This is a genomic window from Sediminibacterium goheungense (assembly GCF_004361915.1).
GTDB classification, from domain to species: Bacteria; Bacteroidota; Bacteroidia; order Chitinophagales; family Chitinophagaceae; genus Sediminibacterium; species Sediminibacterium goheungense.
In genome coordinates this window covers 1,682,742-1,708,144 of sequence record NZ_SNWP01000010.1, presented here as the reverse complement: position 1 = coordinate 1,708,144, position 25,403 = coordinate 1,682,742, and the positions used below count along the sequence as shown (strand labels likewise).

General features: G+C 40.4%; 29 protein-coding genes and 1 riboswitch. Of the genes, 16 read left to right on the top strand and 13 right to left on the bottom strand.

The features are described 5' to 3' along the window. Window positions 1-239: 239 nt before the first annotated feature. The 10 genes from BC659_RS07325 to BC659_RS07280 all read left to right on the top strand — a co-directional run bounded on the left by BC659_RS07325 (window position 240) and on the right by BC659_RS07280 (window position 11,338). The gene (locus BC659_RS07325) at window positions 240-1,541 is read left to right on the top strand and encodes a hypothetical protein (RefSeq protein ID WP_133474019.1); all 1,302 of its coding nucleotides are present in this window, start codon (window positions 240-242) and stop codon (window positions 1,539-1,541) included. A gap of 128 nt (window positions 1,542-1,669) precedes the next feature. Continuing rightward, window positions 1,670-2,524: a ChaN family lipoprotein gene (locus BC659_RS07320; RefSeq protein WP_133474018.1), complete on the top strand. Its 855-nt coding sequence runs from the start codon at window positions 1,670-1,672 to the stop codon at window positions 2,522-2,524. A gap of 369 nt (window positions 2,525-2,893) precedes the next feature. After that, window positions 2,894-3,904 carry a recombinase RecA gene (gene recA, locus BC659_RS07315; RefSeq protein WP_133474017.1) on the top strand — a complete coding sequence of 337 codons (1,011 nt, stop codon included), beginning with the start codon at window positions 2,894-2,896 and terminating at the stop codon, window positions 3,902-3,904. Between the two features lie 172 nt (window positions 3,905-4,076). Continuing rightward, the gene (locus BC659_RS07310) at window positions 4,077-5,039 is read left to right on the top strand and encodes a lysophospholipid acyltransferase family protein (RefSeq protein WP_342775718.1); all 963 of its coding nucleotides are present in this window, start codon (window positions 4,077-4,079) and stop codon (window positions 5,037-5,039) included. Window positions 5,040-5,092: 53 nt separating this feature from the next. Further along, window positions 5,093-5,560, top strand: a complete 468-nt coding sequence (locus tag BC659_RS07305) for a methylglyoxal synthase (protein ID WP_133474015.1) — start codon at window positions 5,093-5,095, stop codon at window positions 5,558-5,560. After that, window positions 5,553-6,059, top strand: a complete 507-nt coding sequence (locus BC659_RS07300) for a GNAT family N-acetyltransferase (RefSeq protein WP_133474014.1) — start codon at window positions 5,553-5,555, stop codon at window positions 6,057-6,059. Before BC659_RS07305 ends, BC659_RS07300 begins: the two co-directional genes overlap by 8 nt. 22 nt (window positions 6,060-6,081) lie before the next feature. Then, window positions 6,082-6,921 carry a KPN_02809 family neutral zinc metallopeptidase gene (gene ypfJ, locus BC659_RS07295; RefSeq protein WP_133474013.1) on the top strand — a complete coding sequence of 280 codons (840 nt, stop codon included), beginning with the start codon at window positions 6,082-6,084 and terminating at the stop codon, window positions 6,919-6,921. 152 nt (window positions 6,922-7,073) lie between these two features. Then, on the top strand, window positions 7,074-8,726 hold the full coding sequence (locus tag BC659_RS07290) for an amidase (RefSeq protein WP_133474012.1): 1,653 nt from the start codon (window positions 7,074-7,076) through the stop codon (window positions 8,724-8,726). A 181-nt stretch (window positions 8,727-8,907) separates the two neighbouring features. Beyond that, the gene (locus BC659_RS07285) at window positions 8,908-10,728 is read left to right on the top strand and encodes a sensor histidine kinase (protein ID WP_211340722.1); all 1,821 of its coding nucleotides are present in this window, start codon (window positions 8,908-8,910) and stop codon (window positions 10,726-10,728) included. A gap of 1 nt (window position 10,729) precedes the next feature. Beyond that, window positions 10,730-11,338: a response regulator transcription factor gene (locus BC659_RS07280; RefSeq protein ID WP_133474010.1), complete on the top strand. Its 609-nt coding sequence runs from the start codon at window positions 10,730-10,732 to the stop codon at window positions 11,336-11,338. A 29-nt stretch (window positions 11,339-11,367) separates the two neighbouring features. On the opposite strand, the gene BC659_RS07275 is transcribed toward BC659_RS07280, so the two are convergent. The 13 genes from BC659_RS07275 to dut all read right to left on the bottom strand — a co-directional run bounded on the left by BC659_RS07275 (window position 11,368) and on the right by dut (window position 20,350). Next, on the bottom strand, window positions 11,368-11,793 hold the full coding sequence (locus BC659_RS07275; protein ID WP_133474009.1) for a DUF1801 domain-containing protein: 426 nt from the start codon (window positions 11,791-11,793) through the stop codon (window positions 11,368-11,370). Then, window positions 11,780-12,208 carry a hypothetical protein gene (locus BC659_RS07270; RefSeq protein WP_133474008.1) on the bottom strand — a complete coding sequence of 143 codons (429 nt, stop codon included), beginning with the start codon at window positions 12,206-12,208 and terminating at the stop codon, window positions 11,780-11,782. The genes BC659_RS07275 and BC659_RS07270 overlap by 14 nt, the downstream gene beginning before the upstream one ends. 107 nt (window positions 12,209-12,315) lie before the next feature. Then, on the bottom strand, window positions 12,316-13,170 hold the full coding sequence (locus BC659_RS07265; protein ID WP_133474007.1) for an acyl-CoA thioester hydrolase/BAAT C-terminal domain-containing protein: 855 nt from the start codon (window positions 13,168-13,170) through the stop codon (window positions 12,316-12,318). Window positions 13,171-13,242: 72 nt separating this feature from the next. Then, window positions 13,243-13,821: a Crp/Fnr family transcriptional regulator gene (locus BC659_RS07260; RefSeq protein WP_133474006.1), complete on the bottom strand. Its 579-nt coding sequence runs from the start codon at window positions 13,819-13,821 to the stop codon at window positions 13,243-13,245. A 129-nt stretch (window positions 13,822-13,950) separates the two neighbouring features. Further along, window positions 13,951-14,229 carry a GNAT family N-acetyltransferase gene (locus BC659_RS07255; RefSeq protein WP_133474005.1) on the bottom strand — a complete coding sequence of 93 codons (279 nt, stop codon included), beginning with the start codon at window positions 14,227-14,229 and terminating at the stop codon, window positions 13,951-13,953. A 3-nt stretch (window positions 14,230-14,232) separates the two neighbouring features. Beyond that, window positions 14,233-14,643 (bottom strand): OsmC family protein, encoded by a 411-nt coding sequence (locus BC659_RS07250; protein ID WP_133474004.1) that lies wholly within the window; start codon window positions 14,641-14,643, stop codon window positions 14,233-14,235. Continuing rightward, entirely contained in the window at window positions 14,643-15,041 is a 399-nt protein-coding gene (locus BC659_RS07245; RefSeq protein WP_133474003.1) for a nuclear transport factor 2 family protein, read from the bottom strand. The genes BC659_RS07250 and BC659_RS07245 overlap by 1 nt, the downstream gene beginning before the upstream one ends. A 112-nt stretch (window positions 15,042-15,153) precedes the next feature. Continuing rightward, window positions 15,154-15,564 carry a hypothetical protein gene (locus tag BC659_RS07240; RefSeq protein WP_133474002.1) on the bottom strand — a complete coding sequence of 137 codons (411 nt, stop codon included), beginning with the start codon at window positions 15,562-15,564 and terminating at the stop codon, window positions 15,154-15,156. Between the two features lie 133 nt (window positions 15,565-15,697). Continuing rightward, the gene (locus BC659_RS07235) at window positions 15,698-16,387 is read right to left on the bottom strand and encodes a DUF1349 domain-containing protein (protein WP_133474001.1); all 690 of its coding nucleotides are present in this window, start codon (window positions 16,385-16,387) and stop codon (window positions 15,698-15,700) included. 335 nt (window positions 16,388-16,722) lie between these two features. After that, on the bottom strand, window positions 16,723-17,169 hold the full coding sequence (locus BC659_RS07230; protein WP_133474000.1) for a hypothetical protein: 447 nt from the start codon (window positions 17,167-17,169) through the stop codon (window positions 16,723-16,725). A gap of 10 nt (window positions 17,170-17,179) precedes the next feature. Then, window positions 17,180-18,859, bottom strand: a complete 1,680-nt coding sequence (locus tag BC659_RS07225; RefSeq protein WP_133473999.1) for a ribonucleoside-diphosphate reductase subunit alpha — start codon at window positions 18,857-18,859, stop codon at window positions 17,180-17,182. Window positions 18,860-18,902: 43 nt separating this feature from the next. Further along, entirely contained in the window at window positions 18,903-19,877 is a 975-nt protein-coding gene (locus BC659_RS07220; RefSeq protein ID WP_133473998.1) for a ribonucleotide-diphosphate reductase subunit beta, read from the bottom strand. Between the two features lie 26 nt (window positions 19,878-19,903). Next, window positions 19,904-20,350 carry a dUTP diphosphatase gene (gene dut, locus BC659_RS07215; RefSeq protein ID WP_133473997.1) on the bottom strand — a complete coding sequence of 149 codons (447 nt, stop codon included), beginning with the start codon at window positions 20,348-20,350 and terminating at the stop codon, window positions 19,904-19,906. Window positions 20,351-20,450: 100 nt separating this feature from the next. Beyond that, window positions 20,451-20,636: riboswitch (cobalamin riboswitch) on the bottom strand. A gap of 313 nt (window positions 20,637-20,949) precedes the next feature. Between dut and BC659_RS07210 the strand changes: the two genes are divergently transcribed. The 6 genes from BC659_RS07210 to BC659_RS07185 all read left to right on the top strand — a co-directional run bounded on the left by BC659_RS07210 (window position 20,950) and on the right by BC659_RS07185 (window position 25,401). Beyond that, window positions 20,950-21,732: a carboxylesterase family protein gene (locus tag BC659_RS07210; RefSeq protein WP_133473996.1), complete on the top strand. Its 783-nt coding sequence runs from the start codon at window positions 20,950-20,952 to the stop codon at window positions 21,730-21,732. A gap of 123 nt (window positions 21,733-21,855) precedes the next feature. Further along, complete coding sequence (locus BC659_RS07205) at window positions 21,856-22,989, top strand: esterase-like activity of phytase family protein (protein WP_133473995.1); 1,134 nt, start codon at window positions 21,856-21,858, stop codon at window positions 22,987-22,989. 73 nt (window positions 22,990-23,062) lie between these two features. Then, window positions 23,063-23,653 carry a peptidylprolyl isomerase gene (locus BC659_RS07200; protein ID WP_133473994.1) on the top strand — a complete coding sequence of 197 codons (591 nt, stop codon included), beginning with the start codon at window positions 23,063-23,065 and terminating at the stop codon, window positions 23,651-23,653. A 185-nt stretch (window positions 23,654-23,838) separates the two neighbouring features. After that, the gene (locus BC659_RS07195; protein ID WP_133473993.1) at window positions 23,839-24,246 is read left to right on the top strand and encodes a hypothetical protein; all 408 of its coding nucleotides are present in this window, start codon (window positions 23,839-23,841) and stop codon (window positions 24,244-24,246) included. Beyond that, window positions 24,230-24,619 (top strand): hypothetical protein, encoded by a 390-nt coding sequence (locus BC659_RS07190; protein WP_133473992.1) that lies wholly within the window; start codon window positions 24,230-24,232, stop codon window positions 24,617-24,619. Before BC659_RS07195 ends, BC659_RS07190 begins: the two co-directional genes overlap by 17 nt. Continuing rightward, window positions 24,616-25,401, top strand: a complete 786-nt coding sequence (locus tag BC659_RS07185; RefSeq protein WP_133473991.1) for a hypothetical protein — start codon at window positions 24,616-24,618, stop codon at window positions 25,399-25,401. Before BC659_RS07190 ends, BC659_RS07185 begins: the two co-directional genes overlap by 4 nt. The last annotated feature ends 2 nt before the right edge of the window (window positions 25,402-25,403 follow it).

Below are 25,403 nucleotides of genomic sequence, written 5' to 3'. Positions count from 1 at the left end.
TTAAGGAAACGATCCTCATTTTAGTATACACAAAGCATTCTCTTTTTGGTTAATAATAACCGGGAAACAGTTATTTACTGCAATAATACCAACCCCGATTTTCTGACATTCAATGTATTTGCGACTGCAAAAAGAAGAATCTCATCTTAGGCAATTACAGGAAAATCAAAAAAACGAAGATCAAAAAATCAAACATTCCTCTTCTTTTTTAATACATTCATACAAACAACCCCAACTGTATGAACACCAACACCCAATGGAATTTCACGCAGAAAATACTGTTTCGCTTCTTCTTTGTGTATTTTATGATATCCATTGCTCCCTGGACATGGATCAGCAATCTCCCATTTGAATGGGTACAGGACGTAAATAAACCCTGGCAATGGATAGAAGACCAGCTTGTTCAGTTTGCGAATAAAAATATTTTCAGGGTATACAAAGAACTGGTGCCGATTAATGGAAGTGGTGATACATCCTGGGCATGGACACATCTCTGGTTTTTTTCACTCTTATCTTTTTTAGTGGCCATGGTTTGGACGGTGAGTGATAGAAATAAAACATCGTATCCTAAATGGAATTACCTGTTGGTAACCATTGTTCGATACCATGTAGCCATGGTATCATTCGGCTATGGTATTATCAAATTATTTGCTTTGCAGATGTGGTTTCCATCAATGAGTCAGCTCGCAACACCACTAGGCGAGTATTTACCCATGCGTTTTTCCTGGATGTTTATTGGCTATTCAACACCCTATCAGGTTTTTTCGGGAGCAGCGGAAGTGTTTGTAGGACTGCTTCTGTTTAATCGTAAAACAACCACGGCCGGAGCCCTGGTAGGATTGGCCGTATTTACCAATGTTATGGCGATGAACCTGTGCTATGATATTCCGGTAAAATTATTTTCAACGCACCTGGTTATCATGTGTCTGTTTCTGGTTGTGCAGGAACACAAAAGAATTACAGCGTTTTTCCTGTTAAACAGAGAGGCTGCTGCGGGTACCATTTATCAGGTAAGCCTCCCCAAAAAATGGCAACGAATAACACGTTATGTATTGAAGGGTTTGTTTGTAGTGCTGGTGATGATTCTTCCTTTTTATAATGCATATGATCAATATCAGTCTGCAAAGAACCCCAGTGATCAAAAACCATTTCGTTCAGGTATTTATGACGTGGCAGATTTTGTGCTGAATAAAGACACGATTCCTGCAGTGGTGGGCGATTCAACCCGCTGGACAAATATGATTCTTCATCCCGGAACAACCGGTAGTATGATCAGTTCAGATACCTTGTTTCGTAAAGCCTACGGGCGCTCTTATTTTGGCTATTTTATCGATACAACCAAACAACAGGTAACATTCAGGTGGGGAGGAAAAAATTCAGACAGCCTGTTTACGATGCGATATAGTATACCCGATAGTAGTACCATTACATTGAGGGGTCCTGTAAAAGGCGATACATTATTTGTAAGACTGAAAAGAACCAACAAACAATACCGTCTCGCTGAAAAACAATTTCATTGGCTGAGTGAATATAATCGCTGATAAACAAGCTCCGTGTAACGCTGTGCCTCACTCCTTTACCTCTGTGGTTAAAAAATTCTATCAATTAAACCAGAGTGTTTCACAAAGTACGACACAGCGTTACACGGAGTTTTTGTTAACATTGCTATATGAAAAAACCATTCTTCGTTATCTTCTTTGTCTGGGTTTCTCTTTCTGCCCTTGCGCAGAAGAAACAGCCGTATGTACTTTACAATGCAAAAGGAAAAAAAATCAGCTATGAAAAAATGCTGAAAACAATTTCTGATAAAGATATCTTACTCTTTGGTGAATATCATAACAACGCAATTGCTCATTGGCTGCAATTGGAGGTAACAAAGGACCTAAAAGAAAAACGTAACCTTGTATTGGGAGCCGAAATGTTTGAACAGGATAATCAGGAAGCCCTCGACCTATACTTAGCCGGAGCCATCAAACAAAAACAATTAGACTCGATGGCAAGGCTCTGGAAGAATTATCCAACCGACTATGCGCCACTGGTAAATTTTGCCAAAGAAAATAAAATACCTTTTGCGGCCAGTAATGTACCACGTCGTTATGCCTCCATGGTTTCAAAGGGTGGCTTTGCTGTATTAGATACCTTATCTGCGAAAGAAAAAGCCTGGATCGCACCCCTACCCATTGCTTATGATGCGGAGCTGCCGGGCTATAAAAAAATGATTGAAATGATGGGCGGACATGGCGGTGAAAACCTTCCAAAGGCACAGGCCATAAAAGACGCTACCATGGCGCATTTTATGTTGAAATATTACCAACCAGGGTCATTACTTATTCATTATAATGGCGCCTATCATTCCGATTTCTATGATGGACTGAACTGGTACCTGAAAAGACAGAACCCATCACTTAAAATAGCAACCATCAGTACCGTATCACAAAAAGACATCCATAAACTCAACGCAGAACACCTTGGTCGTGCAGATTTTATCATTTGTGTGGATGAGGATATGACGAATACTTATTAGTGAGGGAGTCCGGAAGAAATTTGATTTACTAAAACACCCTCCGTGTAACCCTGTGTCCTACTCTGTGAAACTCCGTGGTAAAAAACCACAGAGGTAAAGGAGTGAGGCGTTGGGATACACGGAGTTTTTGTTCCGGAAAGACCATCTTTCGGACTTTCCGACTATCGGTCTTCCCGACTTCCCCCCAACTATGTGCAAAACTCCTTCTAAAATCAGGTATAAATACGGTACCGCCGGAAAAAACAAACCCCTACTTTAGCACAATAAGGACAAACTAAAACCGTTAGTAAAAAAAATACTAAAAAAATTAGTTTATTTCATTTCCCGGGATTATTTTTACAGTCCCATTAAAATTCAAAACAGTTAACCATGAGTAACGCAGAAAAGTTAAAAGCCCTCAAGCTGACGATCGATAAGATTGATAAAGACTTTGGAAAAGGAAGTGTAATGATGATGAATGAGAGAGCCGAAAATGCCATGGAAGTAATTTCCACCGGCTCAATAGGTCTCGATACAGCATTGGGTGTAGGCGGTTTACCGAAAGGAAGAATTATTGAAATATATGGACCTGAATCATCCGGTAAAACCACAGTAGCGATTCATGTGATTGCTGAAGCACAGAAAAAAGGAGGCATGTGTGCCATTATCGATGCGGAACATGCATTTGACAGCAGCTATGCACAGAAATTGGGTGTAGATGTAGACAACCTGCTGATATCGCAACCAGATTACGGAGAACAGGCGCTTGAAATCGCTGACCGGTTGATTTTATCTGGTGCATTGGATGTTGTGGTAATCGACTCTGTTGCCGCCCTGGTACCCAAGGGTGAACTGGAAGGAGAAATGGGTGATAGCAAAATGGGCCTTCAAGCACGTTTGATGAGCCAGGCATTGAGAAAACTTACGGCTACGATTAATAAAACCAATACGGTTTGCATATTCATTAACCAGCTCCGTGAAAAAATCGGTGTTATGTTCGGCAATCCCGAAACTACCACCGGTGGTAATGCATTGAAGTTCTATGCATCTGTACGTTTGGATATCCGTCGTATGACACAGATCAAAGATGGTGATGAGGCCGTAGGTAACAGGGTGAAAGTAAAAGTGGTAAAAAACAAAGTGGCACCACCTTTCCGTGCAGCTGAATTCGATATTATTTTCGGAGGCGGTATCAGTAAAGTGGGTGAAATCATCGATATGGGCGTAGAACTGGGAATTGTACAGAAAAGCGGATCCTGGTTCAGCTATGAAAGCAATAAACTGGGTCAGGGTCGGGATGCTGTAAAACAACTCCTGCTCGATAATCCGGAACTGTCGGCCGAAATCGAAGGAAAAATCAGAGCCAAACTGACAGAAGCCAAAGCGGCCGCCGAAGCATAAAGCGTTTTTTAAGATGGGTTAGTAAATAAGAACCGCTCCTTGTCTAGGGAGTGGTTTTTTTATTAAAAGAAATAAACGGGTATGATTTTTTAGATAACCAGTGTATATAAATAGAAAATAGCTAAAAAATCCGATCTTAAAACCTGTAAAAACAGCATTACAACATTACATAGTGTATTTTAGGGGAAACCAATTCTCATTGATCTACGCCCTTTTAAAGCTGCCAATACGACTTGCCCTGAGTATTTTCTGCGTAGATTTTCAAACGGTGCATTCTCGGTTTTTCAGGGAAAAAGGTCCCATACTATTGATAGCGAATCACCCCAATTCTTTCCTCGATGCCATTATTATAGCCGCACAATTTCGGGACCCTGTTTATTTTCTGGCCCGGGGCGATGCTTTTCACAAGCCCTGGCACCGCTTTTTGCTTAATCTGCTCCATATGGTACCCATCTATCGTTTATCAGAAGGAAGGGAAAACCTGCACCTGAATGAATATGCATTTACAAAATCGCTCGAACTGTTGGCAGAAGGTAAAATTGTTTTGATTTTTATTGAAGGCATTTGTCTGAATACACATGAACTGCAGCCTTTTAAAAAAGGAGCAGCTAGAATCTCTATAATGGCGAAACAACAAAAGATTCCTGTACAGGTAATGTTAGCTGCCATTAGCTATAATAGTTTTAAACAGATCGGAAAGGAGGTCAGACTTGAACTTTCAGAACCTTTACCCATAAACCAACAATTACCCTACGAACAGGATGTTCAGAACATCAGAAATTTCAATGAACTTATTTTTAATCAATTAAAATCCATGATTCAACTACCCCCAAAAGCGGAGCATAGAAAAAAAGACATTTTTTTATTACTATCAATTATAGGTTATTTTCTTCATCTACCGCTTTATAGCATCATTCAAAAATGGGTATTTCAGAAAACAAGGAAAACGGTTTTTTATGATTCTGTTTTATTTGCGGCTTTGTTATTTATCTATCCACTCTATCTGTTACTACTACTCTTATTCCTGTTCATTATTCACGTACCGTTATTGCTTATAGCACTCATCATACTCATACATCCAATAACAGCATGGGTGGCTGTCAGGTATAAAATAAAACCGGAAACATCATTATAAGAACCCGCAAAAACGGTTACCTTACTATTGAAATAAGCATTAATTATAAACGAATGACGACGATAAAAAAATTAGGTATCAGAAAAAGGATTGCTTTGGTAGCGCACGATCATAAAAAAGCAGATCTCATGGAGTGGGTGGCACATAACAGGGAAGTTTTATCAAAACATGAACTCTTTGCTACAGGAACCACAGGCAAACTGATAGAGGAAAAAATGGATCGCCCGGTAAGAAAACTCATGAGCGGACCAATGGGGGGCGACCAGCAAATTGGAGCCATGATTGCCAATGGAGAAATAGATATGATGTTTTTTTTCTGGGATCCGATGGAAGCACAGCCACACGATAGTGATGTAAAAGCCTTGCTCAGACTTTGTGTACTATGGAATATTCCAATGGCTTGTGACAGGGCCACGGCAGACTTTCTTATCACTTCGCCTTTTATGCACCAGGAATATGAATCGCAATTACCCGATTATAGTGATTACCTGAACAGAAAGATTAAAAAACAGGATGACTGATCTGATATTACGCCCTTGGCAAAAACAGGACGCGCAGGCGCTGGCTGCAATAGCCAATAACAGGAATATCTGGAACAATATGCGGGATTTTTTTCCAAGTCCCTACACAGTTGCAGATGCTTTACAGTGGATCCATAAAACTGCGACAGAAAAGCAGGCCCAGCATTTTGCTATGTTATGGCAGCAGAAACTAGTAGGCGGTTGTGGTTGTATTCCGAAAGAAGATGTATATCGGAAAAACGTAGAGATTGGTTATTATGTAGGTGAACCCTATTGGGGAATGGGAATAGCTTCTGAAGCCACCCGCTTATTATGTGCATACATTACAGAACAGAAAAAAGAAATCGTGCGTATTGAGGCTAATGTATTTGAGCACAATCGGGCATCGATGCGGGTATTGCAAAAAAATGGTTTTTACCTGGAAGCCATCAGGCAAAAAGCAGTGTTTAAAAACAACGAACTGATAGACGAATATCTCTGGGTAAAAAATCTTAAGTAAAAAGAATAAAAATAAAAATTATATGCGCTGGCAGGGAAGAAGACAAAGCGATAATGTAGAAGACCGGAGAGGCAGCAAAGCACCTCTTGCTATTGGCGGCGGACTAGGTGCTGTTGTAATAGTGGTTTTATACCTGATCATGGGCGGCAATCCCAATGAAGTATTACAACAGGTGGTACAACAACCCACTACTGAAACAAAATTCAGTCCGAGAGAAGAAGAGCTGGCCGCATTTACAAAAGTAGTACTTGCTGATACAGAAGATGTATGGGATTCTGTTTACCGGTCAATCGGTGATGTATATGAACAGCCGCGACTTGTTTTATTCAGTGGATCAACCTCATCCGGATGTGGTTTCGCCAGCGCTGCGTCTGGACCCTTTTATTGTCCGCCTGATAAACGAATTTATATTGATCTTTCTTTTTTTGATGAACTGCAGCAGCGCTTTTCTGTTGAAGGAGAATTTGCCATGGCGTATGTAATTGCACATGAAGTGGGGCATCATATACAAGAGCTTATGGGAACCACAAACAAATTGCAGGCAATGCGTTCGGGTGTGAGTGAAACAGAATATAATAAGCTATCGGTGAAGCTGGAGCTACAGGCCGATTTTCTGGCTGGTGTATGGGCGCATCATGCACAACGCCAGAAGAATATATTGGAAGAGGGTGATATTGCTTCGGCGCTGGCGGCAGCCAATGCTATTGGCGACGACAGACTGCAACAGGCTGCCGGCAAAACGGTTAATCCGGATGCATTTACACATGGTACATCCAAACAAAGAATGTACTGGTTTAAAAAAGGCTTTACCACAGGCGATATCAAAGACGGAAATACATTTGCTTCAACCGAAATGGAATAAAATTGTTGTACTTAAAACATCCCGTCTCCCTGCAAAAAGAACTTCGAAGATTCGGGTTTGCCAAATGCTATGCTTTTATTGAAGAGAGAAACGAAGAGGATCGTTCTTGACTTTATTTTAGAAATTTTAAAAAATAGTAGAACTAAATATTTATGAGAAACCTAATTACCGCTTCGTTTATCCTGGTATGCTCTGTTTCGCAGGCTCAGGATACACTTTCTAAAAATGATATTCCGGCTGCTGCTCGTTTGATCGATCTGAAATTTACGCAGAAAGAAATAGATAGTATGTATCCCGGAATCAAAGAGAATGAGGGCGTGTTTAAACAAATGCACAAACAAACACTGGCCAATCACATAACACCCACACTTACACACAGCGCCATTTTACCGGGTATGGTCTTTAATGAGAAGCAGGAAAAAATTGACTGGAAGATTCCGAAGAATGTAGTATTACCGGAAAACAGAAACGAACTGGCCTGGTATTCTATACCACAACTCGCTTCGCTGCTGAAGAATAAAAAAATCAGCTCAACCGAGCTCACAAAATTTTTTATTGAAAGAATAAAAAAATATGGTGATAGCCTCCAATGTGTAATTTCTATCCCCGAAAAAATTGCTATGGAACAGGCTGCAAAAGCTGATGCAGAAATAGCTGCGGGTAAATACCGTGGTGCCCTGCATGGCATACCATATGGCCTCAAAGACTTATTTGCTGTAAAGGGCACCAAAACTACCTGGGGAGCGGAGCCGTATAAAAATCAGGTGATAGATGAGGATGCCTTTGTATATACACAATTAAAAGAAGCGGGCGCTGTACTGGTCGCTAAGTTTACACTGGGAGCATTGGCCATGGGTGATTACTGGTATGGAGGCAGAACAAAAAATCCATGGAATACCCGCTTTGGTTCATCTGGCTCATCAGCCGGATCGGCTTCTGCAACAGTTGCGGGTCTGGTACCCTTTGCCATCGGTACAGAAACCTGGGGCTCCATCATTTCACCCGCATCTACCTGTGGAGCAACTGGTTTAAGACCCACATTTGGTGCGATCAGCAGAAGCGGTGCCATGACGTTGAGCTGGAGCCTCGATAAAGTAGGACCCATCTGCAGAAGTGCTGAAGATGCCGCCATAGTATTTAACTATATTAAAGGAACAGATGGAAAGGATTTGAGTGCTGTAAATAAACCCTTTAACTATAAACCTGAAACCGATATCAGAAAAATGAAAATCGGTTATGCCAAAAACTATTTCGACAGAATCACCGATACCAGCCGAACAGAACTAAAAGTATTACAGGCATACCGTGATATGGGCGTTGAACTAATACCAGTTGATTTTCCTGATAGTACAGTATACCCCTTTAATATTATGGATGTCGTAATCAGTGCAGAATGTGCGGCAGCTTTTGATGATTTTACGAGAAACGATATAGATGACCTGATGACAAGACAGGGATTGTTCGACTGGCCCAATACTTTTCGTGTATCGCGTTTTGTACCAGCTGTTGAATACATCAACGCCAATCGCCACAGAAACATACTGATGCAGAAAGTAAATGAAGTTGTGAATCAGTTCGATGTGATTATTTGTCCAACAAGAGGTAGCGGAAACCAGTCGGCCATCACCAACCTCACCGGACATCCCGTATTGTGTGTGCCAACAGGCTTCGACAGAAGAAGCAATACGCCTACCAGTATTTCTTTTATCGGTAAGCTATTTGGTGAAGCCAGTATACTCACAGCCGCAAAATATTATCAGGACAAGACAGGCTGGGATGAAATGCACCCGCCAGCTTTTAAATAAACAGAAGAACAGAGAAATATCCAACTTCGTAATTGGATATTTCTCTGTTCTTCTGTTTATTATCCTTTCATAGTTCCGTAAAAACTTTATGACATAAGCCCGTAATCCGGGCTTTTTTCGTATTGTTATGGTTGGAACCCCCCGTTCAACTATGCTTTTAAAATCCAAAGCGAAAACACCCATGCTTATAACAGGAGCAGTCCTGCTATTTGTGTTTTTGTTATTGGGTTCATTTCATCTTACTGATCTTAGCCGCCATTTTACCAAACCCGTTTTCCAGGTTGCGCCAGATGCTGTATATACACCGGCGCAGGCAGCAGCAGCGATCAGCAAAAGCAGTGAGCAGATAAAGGATGGTTTTTTTAATGCGGGCTTTACCAAACAGGTATGGTGGGTATCAGTTAAGCCCACTGTTTCAGATGACAGCTGGATACAGATAGCCAACCCGCATATCAACGATATCCGCATCTATGAGCAGCTGGAAGGGGTATGGGAGGAAGTGTACCAGTCGGGCGATTATTATAAATATGAACAACGAATATTAGATGATCCGGATTATTGGTACCCAGTAAAAACGGGTACACATAATTACCTGATACGTGTAGACAAAAAGGGTGAGTCGTTGAATATTCCTTTACGTCTTGTGAAAGACAGGTCATTGGCTGCTTATCTGTCTGAGCGAAGTTTTTTTCATGGAATGTTTATTGGCTGGATCATTCTGCTGCTCCTGCTTAATCTTTTTCTCTTGGCATCGCTCAGGGAAAAGATACACTTGTTTTATTGTTTGTATGTAACGTTTTCGGCCATCTGGATCTTATCGCAGTGGGGTATGGGTTTCCGCTATTTCTGGCCTGACCTGCCAGATTTTACCAGCAAGTCGAGGCCCTTTTTCTCAAATATCTCCTATATTTTTTTACTGGAACTCACGGCCCGCTTTTTTACCATACCCAATACACAACGCAATTACACCAAAACCATTCGGGCAATACAGCTATTGTTGCTGGTATCGAGTATTGGATTGTTGTTAACAGATATTCCAAGCAGCGGTCCGTTGCTTCGTTATGGCTATCTCACCACCATGAATATTATCTGGCTTGCCGGGCTCGGTATAGTATTGCTTTTTATATGGAAGGGATACAAAGCACAAAGAGAGCTATCTCTGTTTTTCCTGATCGCTTTTTGCTTCTTTGGTGTCTATATCGTTCTTCTGCTGTTATCTCAGTATCATATCGGCAGTGACTGGATGTTTTTTGCCAATATGTATGGATCGCCTGTAGGTTTTCTGGGAGAGAGTACGATTCTTTCTTTCGGACTTACACAGCGCTATAATTTTTATAAGAGCGAGAAGGAACAGGCTATGCAGGCACTGGAAAAAGAAAGAAGAACCGCAGCTGATAAAATTATCCAGACACAGGAAGAAGAAAGGAACCGGTTGGCAAGAGAATTGCATGATGGTTTGGGAGGTCTGCTTGGTGGTATCAGAATGGGCGCGCATTATCGTTTAAAACCCTATCCTGCTGAGCAGGAATGGATCGCCGAGCAGTTAGACCTTGCAGTAAATGATCTCAGGAATATTGCACACGATCTTATGCCTGTTCAATTACAGGAGCAAGGGCTTGATAGGGTACTGGAAAAAGCAGTGTCCCGCTGGAATATGGGCGAAGAGTTTAAGGTGGAATATAACAGCGCTATAAAAAACAGGTATCCTTTACGAACAGAAGCGGCACTTTACAGAATTGTACTGGAGTTGATGCACAACATTAAAAAGCATGCAGCTGCTAAAGAGGTTAATATCGAAATTTGGGAGGAAGAACACACACAAAGACTTACATTGCTTTTGGAAGACAATGGTAAAGGCTTTGAGCCGGGAAAAGAAGAAGGAATAGGTTGGCAGAGTATACGTCAGCATGTGCAGTATATGCAGGGTAAAATAAATATCGACAGCAGCCATTTGGGTACAACGGTAATTATTGAAATATTAATGGAAAAAGAAACCGTGTAGTATGAAAAAATTAAGCATCGCCATTGCAGATGATCACAAGATTTTTGCAGAAGGCATACAGAGTGTTACAAAAGAAATAAGCTGGCTCAGTTGGGTAGGTCAGGCATATAGTGCCAAAGAAACCCTTGCGCTCTATAAAGAAAAGCGACCGGATGTTTTGTTACTCGATTATCATTTGCCCGATGGCAAAGGCGTTGATGTGGCCAGAGAGATACTGAAAGAAAACCCATTGGCCATTATACTTATGCTGAGTATGGAAAATGACAACGATATTATATATCAGTGTAAAACAGCAGGCGTAATGGGCTATCTCATCAAGAACCTGTCGTCTGATGAATTGCTTTCTGCAATAGAAGAAGCTGTATCAGGTAAAACTGTTTTCATGTGGTCGGCAGAAAAACCAGCTGCCAAACCACAGGCAGATGTATTGAGCAAAAGAGAAAAAGAAATAATACAACTCATTAGGCAGGGATTAACCAGCCATGAAATCGCCAATAAATTATTTCTCAGTACCTATACCGTAGATACGCATCGCCGCAACATTCTGCGAAAGCTGGATCTGAAGAATACAGCAATGATGGTTTTGTATGCGCAGCAGCATCAATTGTAAGAAAAGAAATAAGAATACTGATATGCTGTTTAAGATTTATCAGGATACAATTGCTTAATATGCTGAATGTGTTTGGTAACCATTTTTGTTAATACCGCTCTGTCGATGTCGGCAACTGTTTTAATATGTACACAGCCTTTATCTGTTTTGTGTTTACCAAATTTTGACAGCAAAGATTCCCGGTCCGCAAAACTGCCAGATAAATAAATGGCTATAGAAGAGGCCCTTGGCGAAAATGCAATATTGGGACTATCGCCTTCGCGACCACTATCATATACATAGTGATGGCTTCCAAAACCCACAATACCCGCCCCCCACATAGCGGGTTCCTGCTTGGTTATTTTTTTGAGTAATTCAACCAGTATAAAACAATCCTCGCGTCTGGTTTCGTCTTTTATAGCGTTTAAAAATGCATCTACACTTTTTTCAGTTGCAGTTGTTTTATTCTTTGCCATCCTGTTCTTTTTTAAATACCGATAAAAACAAAGTTGGTTTTCCCTTTGTTTCAAAACCGGAGGGATAGTTATCGCCGGCTAGGTTATAGCAAATGCTGAGTTCTTCATTTTCAAGTTTATAGATGGCGGTAAAGTGTTTGCCTTTGTTTATACCTGCTTTTCCGTAAATATCCATTCGCCCGTTCTGGTATTGCAAAATGCCCTTGTCAACACTTTCTGCCTGTAACACATAATTGCTGTCCTGGATAATAAGTTTTTGCGATTGAAAAAGAGTAATCGGTAGCTCACTGCCACCAATAGATTGTCTGATGGGCCTCCAGCTGCCATTTAATTCGGAAGCGTTAGGATGCTTTACAATAGTGAAGGCGGAAGCGAGAAAAAAAGTAGCAATAGTTATTAGAGTTAGCTGTTTCATTGTAGGGTTATTTAGGATAAAACATATCCACGTACCTAATATATGAAAAAGGATAAAAATATTATAGAGATAACCAACAGTTTTTAATCAATAGCTAAACTAATTATTCAGTAATCTTCCTTTTTTATAAAATACTTTTCCAAAAAACTAAAAATATAGTCGAACTGCTGTAAAGGAGCTGTATGACCACCTTCAAAAGATTTGTGTTCATAGTAGTACTTAAAGTTTTTATTCTTCAATCTGTTTACCATATTATCAGCCATAGGCGTAGATGGACAAACCTCATCCTTGGTTGCAGAGAGAAAAAGGACGGGTCCATTAATCTGTTCTACTTTTATAGCTGCTATGTTAACGGCTGTAGTATCAGTAAGCATAGCGGTAAAAGCGCCCCTTAGGTCACGCTTCATTAAAAAGGGTATCGATGCATCATTCACCGGAACAAAGGGTAGTTCCTGGTTTTCAAAGGTCCAGCAAGAGCTAGAAAAATGATTGGTATGACCGGGAAAAACGGCATTACTACCCACAATACTAACCACACAGCTAATATTGCTATAGTAAGACCCCAGCAACAAAGCCAGATCTGCACCTCTCGATCCGCCAATGATGGCGATTTTGTTTTTGTTGATCAACGCGTTTTTTGTAGCTATCTCAATAGCTTGATAAACCTGTTCAATGGCAATTTTATTCAGGGTATCAGGTGCGCCTTTACAGCCAAAGTAACCGATGGCTAAAAACGCATATCCTTTTTCAAGAAACCGATCCCTTGTTTTTTTCCAGTAATCACTGGCCCAGGCATTGCCCCCTTCTGAGCCACCAAGCCCAACAATAAGTGGCTGATTTTTTTGGGTACTTACATACAAAACACTTTCTACTCCAGGTGTCTCTAAGGCAAGCTGACTATAGGCTTTTGTAGAAAATACGAGAGAGAGAAAGATCGCAATCTGTTTACAGAATTTTATCATTTTAATAAAGGTTATATACTGCTGCAAATCTCAGTATTGGATTTTTCACAGCTTTTGACCTATATCAAAAAATTATTTTTCTGCCCTGATTCTGCTAAGGGTTTCCTGGGTAATCCCCAGGTAGGATGCTATCATACCCAAGGGTATTCTGTGGTAAATATCATGGTAGGTGCTTATAAAATGATCGTATTTCTCTTTAGCGGTGGTAAAACGCATAGAAGTGATTCTTTCCATGAAGTGCCCGAAAACAGTACCCATCGATAAACGTGCATAACGTTCCATTTCCGGAAAGTTTTCAAATAAATACATCAGGTCTGTAACGCCTAGGCAAAAAGCATCTACCTGTTCAATAGCGTCGATATAGTAAATATCTACTTGTCTGGTGCGGAAGCTTCTGGGAGAATTACTCCATTCACCCTCAGCCGGAAAGTACTCACTGATTTCTTTTCCGTCTTTTAAAAAATATACCCGCATCAATCCCTTTTGAATAAAGTAGCTTTTGGTGCAAACCTTGTTGGCATCGTGCACCAGCTCCCCTTTTTTAAAGGTTTTAAAAACCAATCTTTCTGTGAGCGCTGTTTTTAAAGCGTCACTAAGTTTAATATAGTCTTCAAAGTGTTTAAATAGTGTATCGGTTTGTTTCGTAATCAACCTGTAGGTTTTTTAGGGGTGAAAATATTCAGGCTAACAGGTCCGGCTACCCGGAAAACCGCTTATGCCGGGTCTGCTTTTTATGCAGCAGCAGTGCTGTTAAGCCATTTTATTACTAAAAGAAGTTTGTTACAACAGATCCTGCCACTCAACCATTTTTTTAAAAACACTATTCGCAAATGGACACAAGGGAATAATTCTGACACCTTTTTTTCGGGCAAAATCTACTGCTTTTGCTACCATTTGTTTTCCGGCATTTTTACCTCTCAGCGCATCATTTACTTCGGTATGGTCGATAATAAAGCGCTCTGTTCCTACCCAGGTGTACGTCATTTCAGCTTCCTGCATGCCATTTACCAGAATATAGAATTTTCCTTTATTTCCGTTATCTTCCTGTAGAACTTCCATGGTTTATATAATAAGTGTATCAATGCTGATATGATTTTCCAGAATTCTGGAAACCGGACATTTTCTGGCGATGTTTAATAAACGATCTTTCAAGTCTGCGTCAATTGAATCCGGGAAAATGATTTCTCTTTTTATAAGGGTATGCAATGGGTTGGGCTCCTGTTGCATATTCAACACAACTTTAATTTCCGGAATATTCCATCCTTTTCGGCTGATATACATTCTCAAAGTAGAAAGGGTGCAACCGGCCAGAGAAGCCAGCAGTGTGGTATATGGATCGGGCCCGAGATCCTGTCCATCAATATTTTTCGGTTCATCCATAAAAAAGCTACCATTTCGCCAAACAACCTCCACATAATACTTCTGCTCACCAATAGTGGCTACAATATCTTTTTCTAAAAGAGGGTTTCCCATTATTTATAAATTGGTGTAGTATCAATAAAAATTTTAACTGAGCTTGCCAAACCGGCTTCATTTCGCTGGATAATGGTAACACCGGGAACGTTCACAACAAGATTATCTTTTCTGGTATATTCAATAATAGCTTCAGCGGCAAAGTGATTGTCGTTACCCAATATATTGATGAAAGAATGATTCAGCCCACGAATGGTTTCCCAGAAATGTTTGATTCCGCCAATGATTTCGTTGTTACATTGAACAATTGGATTATTGCCAAACTGCAATTCACAATCAGCCGACAGAAAACGCCTGTATTTTTCAGCATCCATGGCATCTACCGCCTCGTATTTTTCAGCTAACCAGGCAAGTGTTGTATCAGAAACATGCACATGTTGAAGATGGGTAGTTTTCATGGTTTTTTATTTTTACGGTTTTGTTTACAGTAGAGATTACCTGTCGCTTTCCTGAAATTAGCTATTAAAAACGATGAATTGAATCGTCGGTTAGTTAAGTAAAAAAAACTTTTTATTCTGCTTCTTTGTTCAGTTGTTCGCTAATAAAGTCTTTTCCAAAACTCAGTTTTTTGGCGAGGGTACCCTGGGGGTCAATGGCACGCCAGAAAGGGGTAATACTATCCAGGGGTTCACCATTCTGTAGTTTTTCATAATTGGCTTCTGCTACTGTTCTTAAAAATATTCCGGTGGTAACCGGACAGGTATAATCTGCATTATTTGATAAAGCAAGGTCTTTTCTCATCGTTTTTGTATCAATCTGTTTTCCGGGAGCGATTTCACGGATGTACTGTTCAATGAGTTGGGGCGTGGCAATTAGCATATTGCTACCTGCAGGTATGTCTGCAAAGTCTGTTTCGGTACGTTTCACCTTTGCTTCTTTTTTTTCATTTAGTTTGTCGATCCAGGTTTTTTTCTTTGCCATGGTGTATACGTTAAGGTTTAATAAATAGGCACTTCAATATGGTAAGTGAATAATAAGAGACCTTCATTCGAATGATAGTTAACAAATACCCGTATCATTTAAAGTGAATTGAGCCAACGCATTAACTATCATCTTATTCACCCTTATAAGGATCTGCAATTTTTTTTGCCTGATAAGAAATATCTGAAAACAACACTTCACATTTTTTCCCGGTAGGCGATTGAGCGAGGAAGCCAACCTTAATGGGTTGGGTATGGTTAAACCGGAGATGACGAATCAGTAACCATTTTTTACCGTCATTTGAGGCATACAGTGTAATAACATTATCGGCTTTAGCCAGTTTGTAAAATATTTTATTACCTGTAACTGCTATGGAATTACAATCGTCTGAGATATCTTTGGTAACAACACTAACGACTCTTTTGGCCCCGGTATAATCTTTTTCAAAACAAAACTTGATCCATTTGGTACTGTCTTCAATGAGTACCAGTGCACCACCATCCCATTTGCTGGAGAAAGTATGTTGAATAGAGGTAGTTAAAACAAAGTTGTTGTCGGGCTCAAATAAAAGCTTGGGGGCATTATCTGTATTATAGGTAACATTAGGGTCGCGGAACATATCGGTTTTTTCACCGGCTACAATGGTAATACTGTTTGCCTTAGCAGAATAGCTGATGGGCATATTGTTCCAGAAAAGCGGAGCAGGAATAGTATTTATTTTTACAGACCTGGCTGTTTGAGCATGACAGATAGAAAAAATTCCGCAAAAAAGAATAAATCCTGTAAGAAATGTAGAAATGAAAAAAGAGGATTTACTTTTCATATTTCAGATCATTAGTGGGTACTTATTTATACAACGTTTACTAAGCTGTTTTCCAGCAGAATTTTATCAATAATGAATACGGAAAACATTCCTTTATGAGTAAGTTACGTACTTAATAGAAAAAGATGATTATGCGGAAAAAATTATTTGTAAAAAAAGGGTCGTATGCATCTGAACCTGCAATATTTTAAAGAAAAAGGTTCCGAACCATAGGATTAGAATGATGTTGTATGAAGATTACTTCCCTAATGAAAAAAGACTACTTATAGTTTGTTTTAAAAGGAATAAATTTTGAGAAGCTTTTCTAAATAAGAAATGATATTTATGTTCTTTTATTATTTCCTGATAATTTCACGCATTCTTGAAAATGGAAAGCCATTGCAGCCTTTCTTTGGATTTTTTCTGTCGGCAGCGGCGGTATGTATGGCTTCTTCTATGCTACCGGCTTTAAACGCTGTGAGACAATAACCCCAATGCCAGGGATCCATATTGTCAAGATAAAGAATATCAATACGCGTGTATAAACCACCATCAGAAGGATTTGCTTTGTCATTTCTTGCAATAAAGTAATTACCAGTTTTATTATATTGAAGCAAATGGTATTTTGCTTTTATACCCTGCGTCCATAATTGTCGGGTAATGGAATATTGTATGCCATAGTCATCTTCAAAACTACCGGTTAATATATCAGGTATTTCATTAAGGCTGTGTTGATTTTGTTTGCCGGTAGAACAGGATACCAAAAAGATGAGAAAAAAAGATAGAATAGTTTTTATCTGCATACAGATTCTTTTATGCTTCACAACTTGAACAACTCACAAGATTGGTTACCAATTCTTTCGATACACTTTGGCTGCGCTGGTAATACAACGTTTTAATACCCAGCTGCCAGGCTTCAATCATTAGTTTATTAACTTCTTTCACGGCAAGATTGGGAGGAATATTTAGATTAAGGCTTTGTGCCTGATCAATGTACTTTTGTCTGATGGAAGCCTGTTGAATAATTTCCAGCTGGCTTATTTCTTTAAATGTTTTAAATACATCTTTTTCTTCTTTGCTCAATTCATTTAAGTGCTGTACACTGCCATGGTTCAGCATAATGCTACGCCAGATATCTTCGGTATCAAGACCTTTATACTCCAGCAATTGTTTGAGGTATTTGTTCTGACGCATAAAGTTTCCTTTCGCAAGTCCTGCTTTGTAATAATTACTGCTGAATGGTTCTATACCGGGAGATGTTTGTCCAAGAATGGCTGAAGACGATGTAGTAGGCGCAATGGCTAAAGTAGTGGTATTGCGGCGGCCATAACCTTTTAGTACTTCGGGTTCTCCGTAAATACGGGCAAGATCGGTAGATGCTTTGTCGGCTTTATCCCGAATATCACTGAATATCTGTGTGGTGAGCTGTTTGGCCCTTAGCCCTTCAAAGGGTATCATGTTTTTTTGCAGGTAGGAGTGCCAGCCTAAAACACCCAATCCTAATGCCCGGTGTCTTTTTGCGAAACGGTTGGCGCTGGCCAGATAATGATTACCCTCTGTTTTATTAATAAATTCCTGCAAAACAGCATCGAGAAAGAAAATGGCTAAACGAACGGCATCCGTATCTTTCCATTCATCATATAATTCAAGGTTCATGGAAGAAAGACAGCAGATAAAAGATTCATCCAGGCTGGAAGGCAACAGAATTTCACTACAGAGATTGCTTGCATGAATGGTATAATTCTGGTCCTTATACACCTGTGGCTTTTCTCTATTTACATTGTCAGTGAAAAAAAGATAGGGTAATCCTTTTTGTTGGCGGCATTCCAGCACTTTGGCCCAGATCTCTCTTTTAGAAATATCCCCCTCAATCATATCCTGCATCCAGTAGTCGGGTATGCATACGGCAAAAAACAGATTTTGTATGGGATGTCCAATGCTTTTTATTTTCAGGAACTCTTCAATATCCGGGTGATCGATATCGAGATAAGCCGCAAAAGCACCCCTTCTCACGCCTCCCTGTGATATAGTATCCATGGCTGTATCAAATAATCGCATGAAGCTAACAGCACCACTGCTTTTGCCATTATCGGTAACAGCACTGCCGCGGCCTCGCAGGTCACCAAAATAAGCAGAAGTACCCCCTCCTATTTTTGTCTGCATAATTACTTCGCCAAGCTTATGTGTAATGCCCTCAATGTTATCGGGTATATGAACATTAAAACAGGAAATAGGGAGACCTCTCTCGGTTCCCATATTGGCCCATATAGGAGAACTTAAACTCATCCAGCCACGCTCTATCATTTCACGAAAGGCATCGGTCAACTCCGGCTTATACAAGCGTTGTGCAGCGGCTTTACAAATACGGTCTATGGCACCATCAATGGTTTCGCCCTTCAGCAGATACCCTCTGTTCAGTATTTGTTCACTTTCTTCGTTTTTCCACCAGAGTTTTTCTGTAAGTGGTGTTTTTGAAATCAAAGGTGTTGTCATTTCCATGAGTTGTATATCTATTGAGAAGATGTATAAATGGGTGTTAAAATAAGTCGTTGGCAGTAATACTCTTATCGTGTTTGGTATAATCAACAGGTCTTTTAGCAAAAAAATCGTCCAGGCTATTCGCAAATACTTCTTCTTCAAACCATTTCATAGGAGCAAATTGTGTGGTGCTGATGAAGAACTGTTGTGGGAAATCTATTTTTCGGAGGCTCTCATCGGCCCGGAATTTGATGAAGTTTAGTAAATTGGTTTTATCAATGGTGTTGATGGGGCCTTCAACAAAAATCCAGTCTATAATCTGCTCTTCTATTTCTATAAAATCATGTACCAACATCGCGGTTTCTTTGATTAGGGCATCATCAAACATATTGGGATATTCTTCCCTGAGCTTATTGATGAGATAGATACCAGCATTGGCATGTAGTTGCTCATCAACAGAGGTCCAGGCAATAATATTGCTCACATTTTTCATGAGACCTTTGAAGCGGGTAAAAGAAAGCACAACAGCAAACTGACTGAAAAGAGAAACATTTTCAATAAGAATGGTAAATACAATAAAAGAAATAATGTATTCTTTCTGATTGGCTGCATTTACGTTTTTGAGTGCTCCCGATAAAAAGGAAAAACGTTGTTTAATAATGGGTACTTCAATAAGTTTTTCATACTCATCGTTATAACCAAGTACTTCGAGCAAACGTGAATAGGCTTCAGAATGACGAAATTCGCATTCTGCAAATGTGCTTCCTAATCCGTTCAGTTCTGGTTTCGGAAAATGATGATATAAATTTCCCCAGAACGATTTAACTGCTACTTCTATCTGTGCAATGGTAAGCAAACTGTTTTTTATGGCGTTTTGTTCAGCAGGGTTCAGGTGTGAATGAAAATCCTGAGTGTCGGCTGTAAAATCTACTTCTGTATGTACCCAGAATGATTTGTTGATGGCCTCTGTAAATTGTAAAACTTCGGGATATTCAAAGGGTTTGTAATTGTTTCTTTTATCAAATAAGCCCATGGTTCTTTTTTTATAATTCGTTATATCTAATGTTTACCAGTATGTCCGAAACCGCCAATTCCTCTCTCTGTATTTGACAGTTGCTCAGTTTTTTCCCATAGTATTTTCTCTACTTTCTGAAAAACCATCTGTGCAATGCGATCGCCATTTTGAATGATAACAGTTTCAGAAGAAAGGTTGATGATAATCACTTTTATCTCACCCCTGTAATCTGCATCAATAGTGCCCGGGGTATTCAAAACAGTGATACCCTGTTTTATGGCAAGACCACTCCGTGGTCTTATCTGTGCTTCATAATTTTCGGGTAATGCAATAAATAGACCAGTTGCAACCAGTGTTCGTTCCAGCGGTTGTAGAGAAAGGGGTTCATCGAGAAAGGCCCTGATATCCATACCCGAAGAGCCGGGTGTAGCATATTCAGGTAAAGGGTTGCCAGACTGGTTGATAATGGGTATCAACGGAAAATTTTCCATACTATAGTTTTTAATGCAGATGAAATTCCTAAGGAGCTGACGATTGGGGTCAAGTATGACCTAACCAGCAGTACCATACTTTTCCACCGAAAGCATTGTTACCAATTATTTGAATACGGCAGGTCTTCTGACTTGCTCCGTTGTTTAAGGCCTTCCCGTTTTGTGAACAGTGGCGTGCAGAATAAACAACTAATAAAGGAGCTTACAGCTACGGGGATAGTCCTGGAATTGCACCTGGTTCCCTTTTAATCCCGCCGGAGCGGGAACCATATTATTTTCAAAGTAATAACAGAAACTCTTCAAGCGAAGAACATATTATTCACTTTCTGTTGAAAACCGCTGAAAGGATTATCATAGCAGGATTCTAATTCAAAAAATATTTGAGCATATCAATCATATTTTCATCATCCCGGGAAAGTATTTTTCCATTACTGCGAAAAAGCTGTGTTTTGCTCAATTACAACAATCACAGAGGCCTGATTTATATCTTTACCATTTGAGTAAGCACAAAAAGGAAAAGTATTTAGAATATAAGTCACAAGTGTCTTTGTTGGTATTTCTTTTTAAATTTTTAATTAGATTTACCTAAACGATTTCATATGAAAAACAGCCTGCTCATACTGTTTCTGTTTTGTGCTACACTTGTAAAGGCGCAGGACCTGTCGGCCTTCCAGTCGAAACTGTTTATACAAGGTACAGATACACTTCGTTACCGCATATTGTATCCGGAAAACTATAAAAAAAACAGGGCCTACCCGCTGGTGATGTTCTTGCATGGTGCGGGAGAAAGAGGCAATGATAATAACGCACAACTTATGCATGGTGCGGCCTTGTTTCTGAAACCAGAGAACAGAAAATATTTCAAAAGCATTGTTATCTTCCCGCAGTGTCCAACCGGTAAATCATGGTCCAACTTTAAAAGGGTGGATGGTAAAATGGTTACCAATACAGATATGGAACCACCGGTGGAACAACAACTGGTAAAAGCATTGATGGATAGTCTCCTGCAGAACAAAAAAATATTAGAAAGACAGGTTTATCTCGGGGGCCTTTCTATGGGAGCTTTTGGTAGTTATGATCTGCTGGTGCGTAATCCGGGTTATTTTACAGCGGCCTTCCCTATTTGTGGTATTGCAGATATTCCGGCGCTGGTACTGAAAGCCAAAGATGTACCGATGTGGATTTTCCATGGCGAAAAAGATCCGGTGGTTTCTCCGGAGCCCAATCGCGAATTATATAAGGCCCTCATGACGGCCGGCGCCACCGATGTTACTTACTCAGAATATCCGGGCGTAGGGCATGATAGCTGGAACAATGCATTCGCAGAACCCAAACTATTGCCCTGGCTTTTTTCGCATAAGAAAAAATTGAGTAAGAAATAGGTGCTGGGTACTAGGTGTTAGGAATTAGGATGACTGACTCTTTTGAAGTTTTTTTGAATAAACCTAGAAAGCATTTTACTTTCCTTACCCCATAATACCTAAACCCTCAGAAAAAGAAAACCATTGAAACAATTCATTCTTTTTGTATGTATAACCATCGTTGCATCCTGTAGTAGTGTAAAAAAAGTAAGACAGGTAAAAACGGTTACTGGGTTGGAACTGGTAGATGTATACACCATTCCACATGATTTTTCTTTTAAGGGTACAACGGTTGGTGGTTTGTCGGGGATAGATTATGATGCCGGGTCGAATGTTTTCTATACCATTTGCGACGACCGTTCAGACAGACAACCGGCCCGCTTCTATCGCTTCTCCGTTTCTTTTTCTGAAAAGAAAATAGATACGGTGCTGTTTCAGGAAGCAGTAAGCCTTTTACAACCAGACGGTACTACCTACCCTTCCATTAAACAAAACCCCGCAAAAACACCCGATCCTGAGGCCATACGCTTCAACCCAAAAACAAAAGAACTGGTATGGACCAGCGAAGGGGAAAGAATACTGAATGCAAAAGACACCATATTGCAGGATCCTGCCATTCACTTCATAACTACATCTGGTAAGTACCTGCGCAGCATCTCGTTACCGGCGGGCCTGCAGATGCAGCAAACAGCGAATGGCCCCCGAAGAAATGGCGTACTCGAAGGTGCCAGCTTTTCTACTGATTTCAAAACCCTCTATGTAAGTCTTGAAGAGCCAAGGTATGAAGATGGTCCTCAGGCAGATCTTATACCCAACGAAGCCTGGGTTCGTATCTATGCTTTTAATAGCATCGATGGAAAAAACACGGCGCAGTATGCATACAAACTCGATCCGGTAGCCCATGCACCCAATCCCCCAGGCAGCTTCATGGTAAATGGCATCCCGGATATTCTCTACCTCGGTAACCAGAAATTGCTTGTGATGGAGCGATCTTTTTCTACAGGCCGTATACCCTGCACCATTAAAATATTTGAAGTAGACCTGACGGTAGCGGCAGATATACAAAACAGTTCCTCTCTCAAAAATCAACCTCCAACAAAACCATTACAGAAAAAATTAGTACTCAATCTGGATCAACTGGGTATTTATACAGACAATATAGAAGGCATGTGTCTCGGTCCGAAATTGGCAAATGGAAAGAGAACTTTATGGATGATAGCGGATAATAATTTTGCAAAAGAGGAAAAAACACAGCTGCTGCTTTTTACCCTTCAATGATTGGGATAGATGTGAAGAAAGGGAGGGGTTGTTTTAGTAATTTAGCCATTGTTGTAGAACATAAAGAGGAACTATGTATCGTATTCTGTCGATTATATTGGCCGTGATCCTTTGGATGGGTTGTACTGAAAAAACAGGCAAGGGTAATCCTGTGGTGGTGATTGAAACCAAGTATGGGCAGATAGAAATTGAACTTTATATAGACAGGGCCCCGAAAACAGCAGGCGCTTTTCTCAGTTATGTAGACTCCGGTTTTTATGAGAACACGTCTTTCTATCGCGTACTTAATGTAAATAACCAGCCCTCCAATGCACCCAAAACAGAAATTCTGCAGGGTGGTTTGTGGCGCACCAAAAACGATAAGGCAAGAAGCATACCCGGTATACCTCATGAAAGCACGGCCACCACCGGCATTAAACACAAAGACGGTATTATTTCTGTGGCCAGACTGGCACCCGGTACGGCTAATGCCGAATTTTTTATCTGTATTGATGACCAGCCTGGTCTCGATGAAGGTGGTGAAAATGTAGAAGACAAACTGGGTTATGCGGCTTTTGGTAAAGTAATCAAAGGCATGAGCGTAGTAAGAAAAATCTACCTCCAGAACGACCGCAACCAATACCTCGACCCGCCGGTAGCGATTTATAATATCAGCAGGAAATAGCAGGATGTGAATGGTGAATGCTCAATGGTGAATGAATGTATTGACCATTCACCTCATAAACTACTCATTTTCAGGTATTTTTTGTATATCGTTACAAGCCTAATTTTACTATAATGCATACAGGGGGATTTCGGCGGCGTATAATTCTATTATTCATCTTATCTGCGTTTTGTAGCGCAGGTCTTTTGGCACAGGATGCCGATACCACAAAGCAGGTTCAGACCATTGACAAGTTTGCCGATACCACAGGTGGTTTTGGATATATGTATCTCTCTACCACCTGTATAGAATGTAATCCGAAAGGATCTGCGCATTATAAAAAGTTTGCCATCATCAGTGGTATTTATAAAGCAAAAGATTTTTACAGCTCAGTGGCTACCCGATCTGTTGGGCACTTTAAAAAGAAATTCGAAAAGCTGGGTTATTTCAAAGATAAAGTAACACAAACCTGGAAATCGCCGCGTTTGTTTGCCTCACTCGAAGAAATACTGGAATATAAAAATGATCTGATCGGCAAACTGAAATCTGAAAACTATGTAGTGGTTTCGTTTGATGACAAAATCAATACAGAGGAACTTGAACGGGAAGAATAAAACATATACCAGAATTGCGTTCATTGTATTACCGCTGCTATTGGGAACAGGGATCTATCTGAAAGGAAGGAAACATCCCGTGTTGTTTGAAACCTGGTTTTACCAGAATAAAGAAACAAGTTCTTTACCCGGGTCTGGCTGGATACCCGATTATTTGTGGTGTGTTTCACTCTGGACCTGTTTTGTGTGGATATGGAAAGGTTGGAACCAGGTTCCAATGATGTGGAAATGGGGATTGTGGTTACTGGTTATGTTCACTGAACCCTTACAATGGATCGGCTGGCTACAAGGCACGGGCGACTGGATAGATCTGCTGATGTACCAACTCGCTTTTTTTACTGTATACACCTTACATAAATCTGAATTGATATGAGAAACAAAACTCACTTACTGGCATCATTCGTAGTAGTAGCGTATGCTGCATTGTATATTGCCAGTTCCGGCCCTAAAGTGGCCGCACCGCCACCCGTACCTACCATTAAAGCGCCGGATTACGATTATGCACCACCTGAAAAAGCACCAGCTAAATCGGCTCAGGTAGTGTTCCTGCTGGTAGACCCGGCTTATCAGGAGAAATTTGCCTATTCCAACTATAAAATATTCAGTGATTTTTCTAAGGCCATGGCTGCAGATTATAATGAATCACTCACCGCAAAAGGCTATTCTGTTCGCGGACCCTTTGAATACTACGACCAGGTGGTGTACAACGATAAAAAAGAAAGTGACCTGCTCCTACAGGTTGAAATCGACTTTGATATCAATGGTTCTAATGTAAACTGGAACTCTTTTTCTGAATATGTATCAGGTAAGGGGCGTTATGCCACCTACAGAACAGCGTATAAATACACAGGCTTCTTTATACTGTCGGGAAAAGTAAACCTGGTAGCGGCTGAACCGCTCACCAAAGAAAAACTCTGGGCAAAGAGCATTCCGCTGAAACAAAAACAGGTGTACATAGCACCGGTATACAATACTTTGGAAAGAAGCTATAATGTTGGTTTCAGCCGCGATCCCGGTGTAATTAACCCGCTGATTGAGGCCCTGCAGGATTATTACAAACAGGTATTCAATACATCCTGGAACCACCTTGACCCCAATGAACTGGCACCCCTGAAAAAAGAAGTGCTGGAAATCAGGGAGAAGAAGAAGTATTAGAA

Bases quoted from the DNA above. Each gene is read 5' to 3' on its own strand.
- BC659_RS07235 (WP_133474001.1), bottom strand. From the start codon at position 16,387: ATGAAAAGTAAATCCTCTTTTTTCATTTCTACATTTCTTACAGGATTT.
- recA (WP_133474017.1), top strand. From the start codon at position 2,894: ATGAGTAACGCAGAAAAGTTAAAAGCCCTCAAGCTGACGATCGATAAG.
- BC659_RS07225 (WP_133473999.1), bottom strand. From the start codon at position 18,859: ATGACAACACCTTTGATTTCAAAAACACCACTTACAGAAAAACTCTGG.
- BC659_RS07230 (WP_133474000.1), bottom strand. From the start codon at position 17,169: ATGCAGATAAAAACTATTCTATCTTTTTTTCTCATCTTTTTGGTATCC.
- BC659_RS07250 (WP_133474004.1), bottom strand. From the start codon at position 14,643: ATGGGAAACCCTCTTTTAGAAAAAGATATTGTAGCCACTATTGGTGAG.
- BC659_RS07280 (WP_133474010.1), top strand. From the start codon at position 10,730: ATGAAAAAATTAAGCATCGCCATTGCAGATGATCACAAGATTTTTGCA.
- BC659_RS07245 (WP_133474003.1), bottom strand. From the start codon at position 15,041: ATGAAAACTACCCATCTTCAACATGTGCATGTTTCTGATACAACACTT.
- BC659_RS07220 (WP_133473998.1), bottom strand. From the start codon at position 19,877: ATGGGCTTATTTGATAAAAGAAACAATTACAAACCCTTTGAATATCCC.
- BC659_RS07305 (WP_133474015.1), top strand. From the start codon at position 5,093: ATGACGACGATAAAAAAATTAGGTATCAGAAAAAGGATTGCTTTGGTA.
- BC659_RS07255 (WP_133474005.1), bottom strand. From the start codon at position 14,229: ATGGAAGTTCTACAGGAAGATAACGGAAATAAAGGAAAATTCTATATT.
- BC659_RS07270 (WP_133474008.1), bottom strand. From the start codon at position 12,208: ATGAAACAGCTAACTCTAATAACTATTGCTACTTTTTTTCTCGCTTCC.
- BC659_RS07290 (WP_133474012.1), top strand. From the start codon at position 7,074: ATGAGAAACCTAATTACCGCTTCGTTTATCCTGGTATGCTCTGTTTCG.
- BC659_RS07240 (WP_133474002.1), bottom strand. From the start codon at position 15,564: ATGGCAAAGAAAAAAACCTGGATCGACAAACTAAATGAAAAAAAAGAA.
- BC659_RS07325 (WP_133474019.1), top strand. From the start codon at position 240: ATGAACACCAACACCCAATGGAATTTCACGCAGAAAATACTGTTTCGC.
- BC659_RS07285 (WP_211340722.1), top strand. From the start codon at position 8,908: ATGCTTATAACAGGAGCAGTCCTGCTATTTGTGTTTTTGTTATTGGGT.
- ypfJ (WP_133474013.1), top strand. From the start codon at position 6,082: ATGCGCTGGCAGGGAAGAAGACAAAGCGATAATGTAGAAGACCGGAGA.
- dut (WP_133473997.1), bottom strand. From the start codon at position 20,350: ATGGAAAATTTTCCGTTGATACCCATTATCAACCAGTCTGGCAACCCT.
- BC659_RS07320 (WP_133474018.1), top strand. From the start codon at position 1,670: ATGAAAAAACCATTCTTCGTTATCTTCTTTGTCTGGGTTTCTCTTTCT.
- BC659_RS07185 (WP_133473991.1), top strand. From the start codon at position 24,616: ATGAGAAACAAAACTCACTTACTGGCATCATTCGTAGTAGTAGCGTAT.
- BC659_RS07275 (WP_133474009.1), bottom strand. From the start codon at position 11,793: ATGGCAAAGAATAAAACAACTGCAACTGAAAAAAGTGTAGATGCATTT.
- BC659_RS07200 (WP_133473994.1), top strand. From the start codon at position 23,063: ATGTATCGTATTCTGTCGATTATATTGGCCGTGATCCTTTGGATGGGT.
- BC659_RS07300 (WP_133474014.1), top strand. From the start codon at position 5,553: ATGACTGATCTGATATTACGCCCTTGGCAAAAACAGGACGCGCAGGCG.
- BC659_RS07210 (WP_133473996.1), top strand. From the start codon at position 20,950: ATGAAAAACAGCCTGCTCATACTGTTTCTGTTTTGTGCTACACTTGTA.
- BC659_RS07265 (WP_133474007.1), bottom strand. From the start codon at position 13,170: ATGATAAAATTCTGTAAACAGATTGCGATCTTTCTCTCTCTCGTATTT.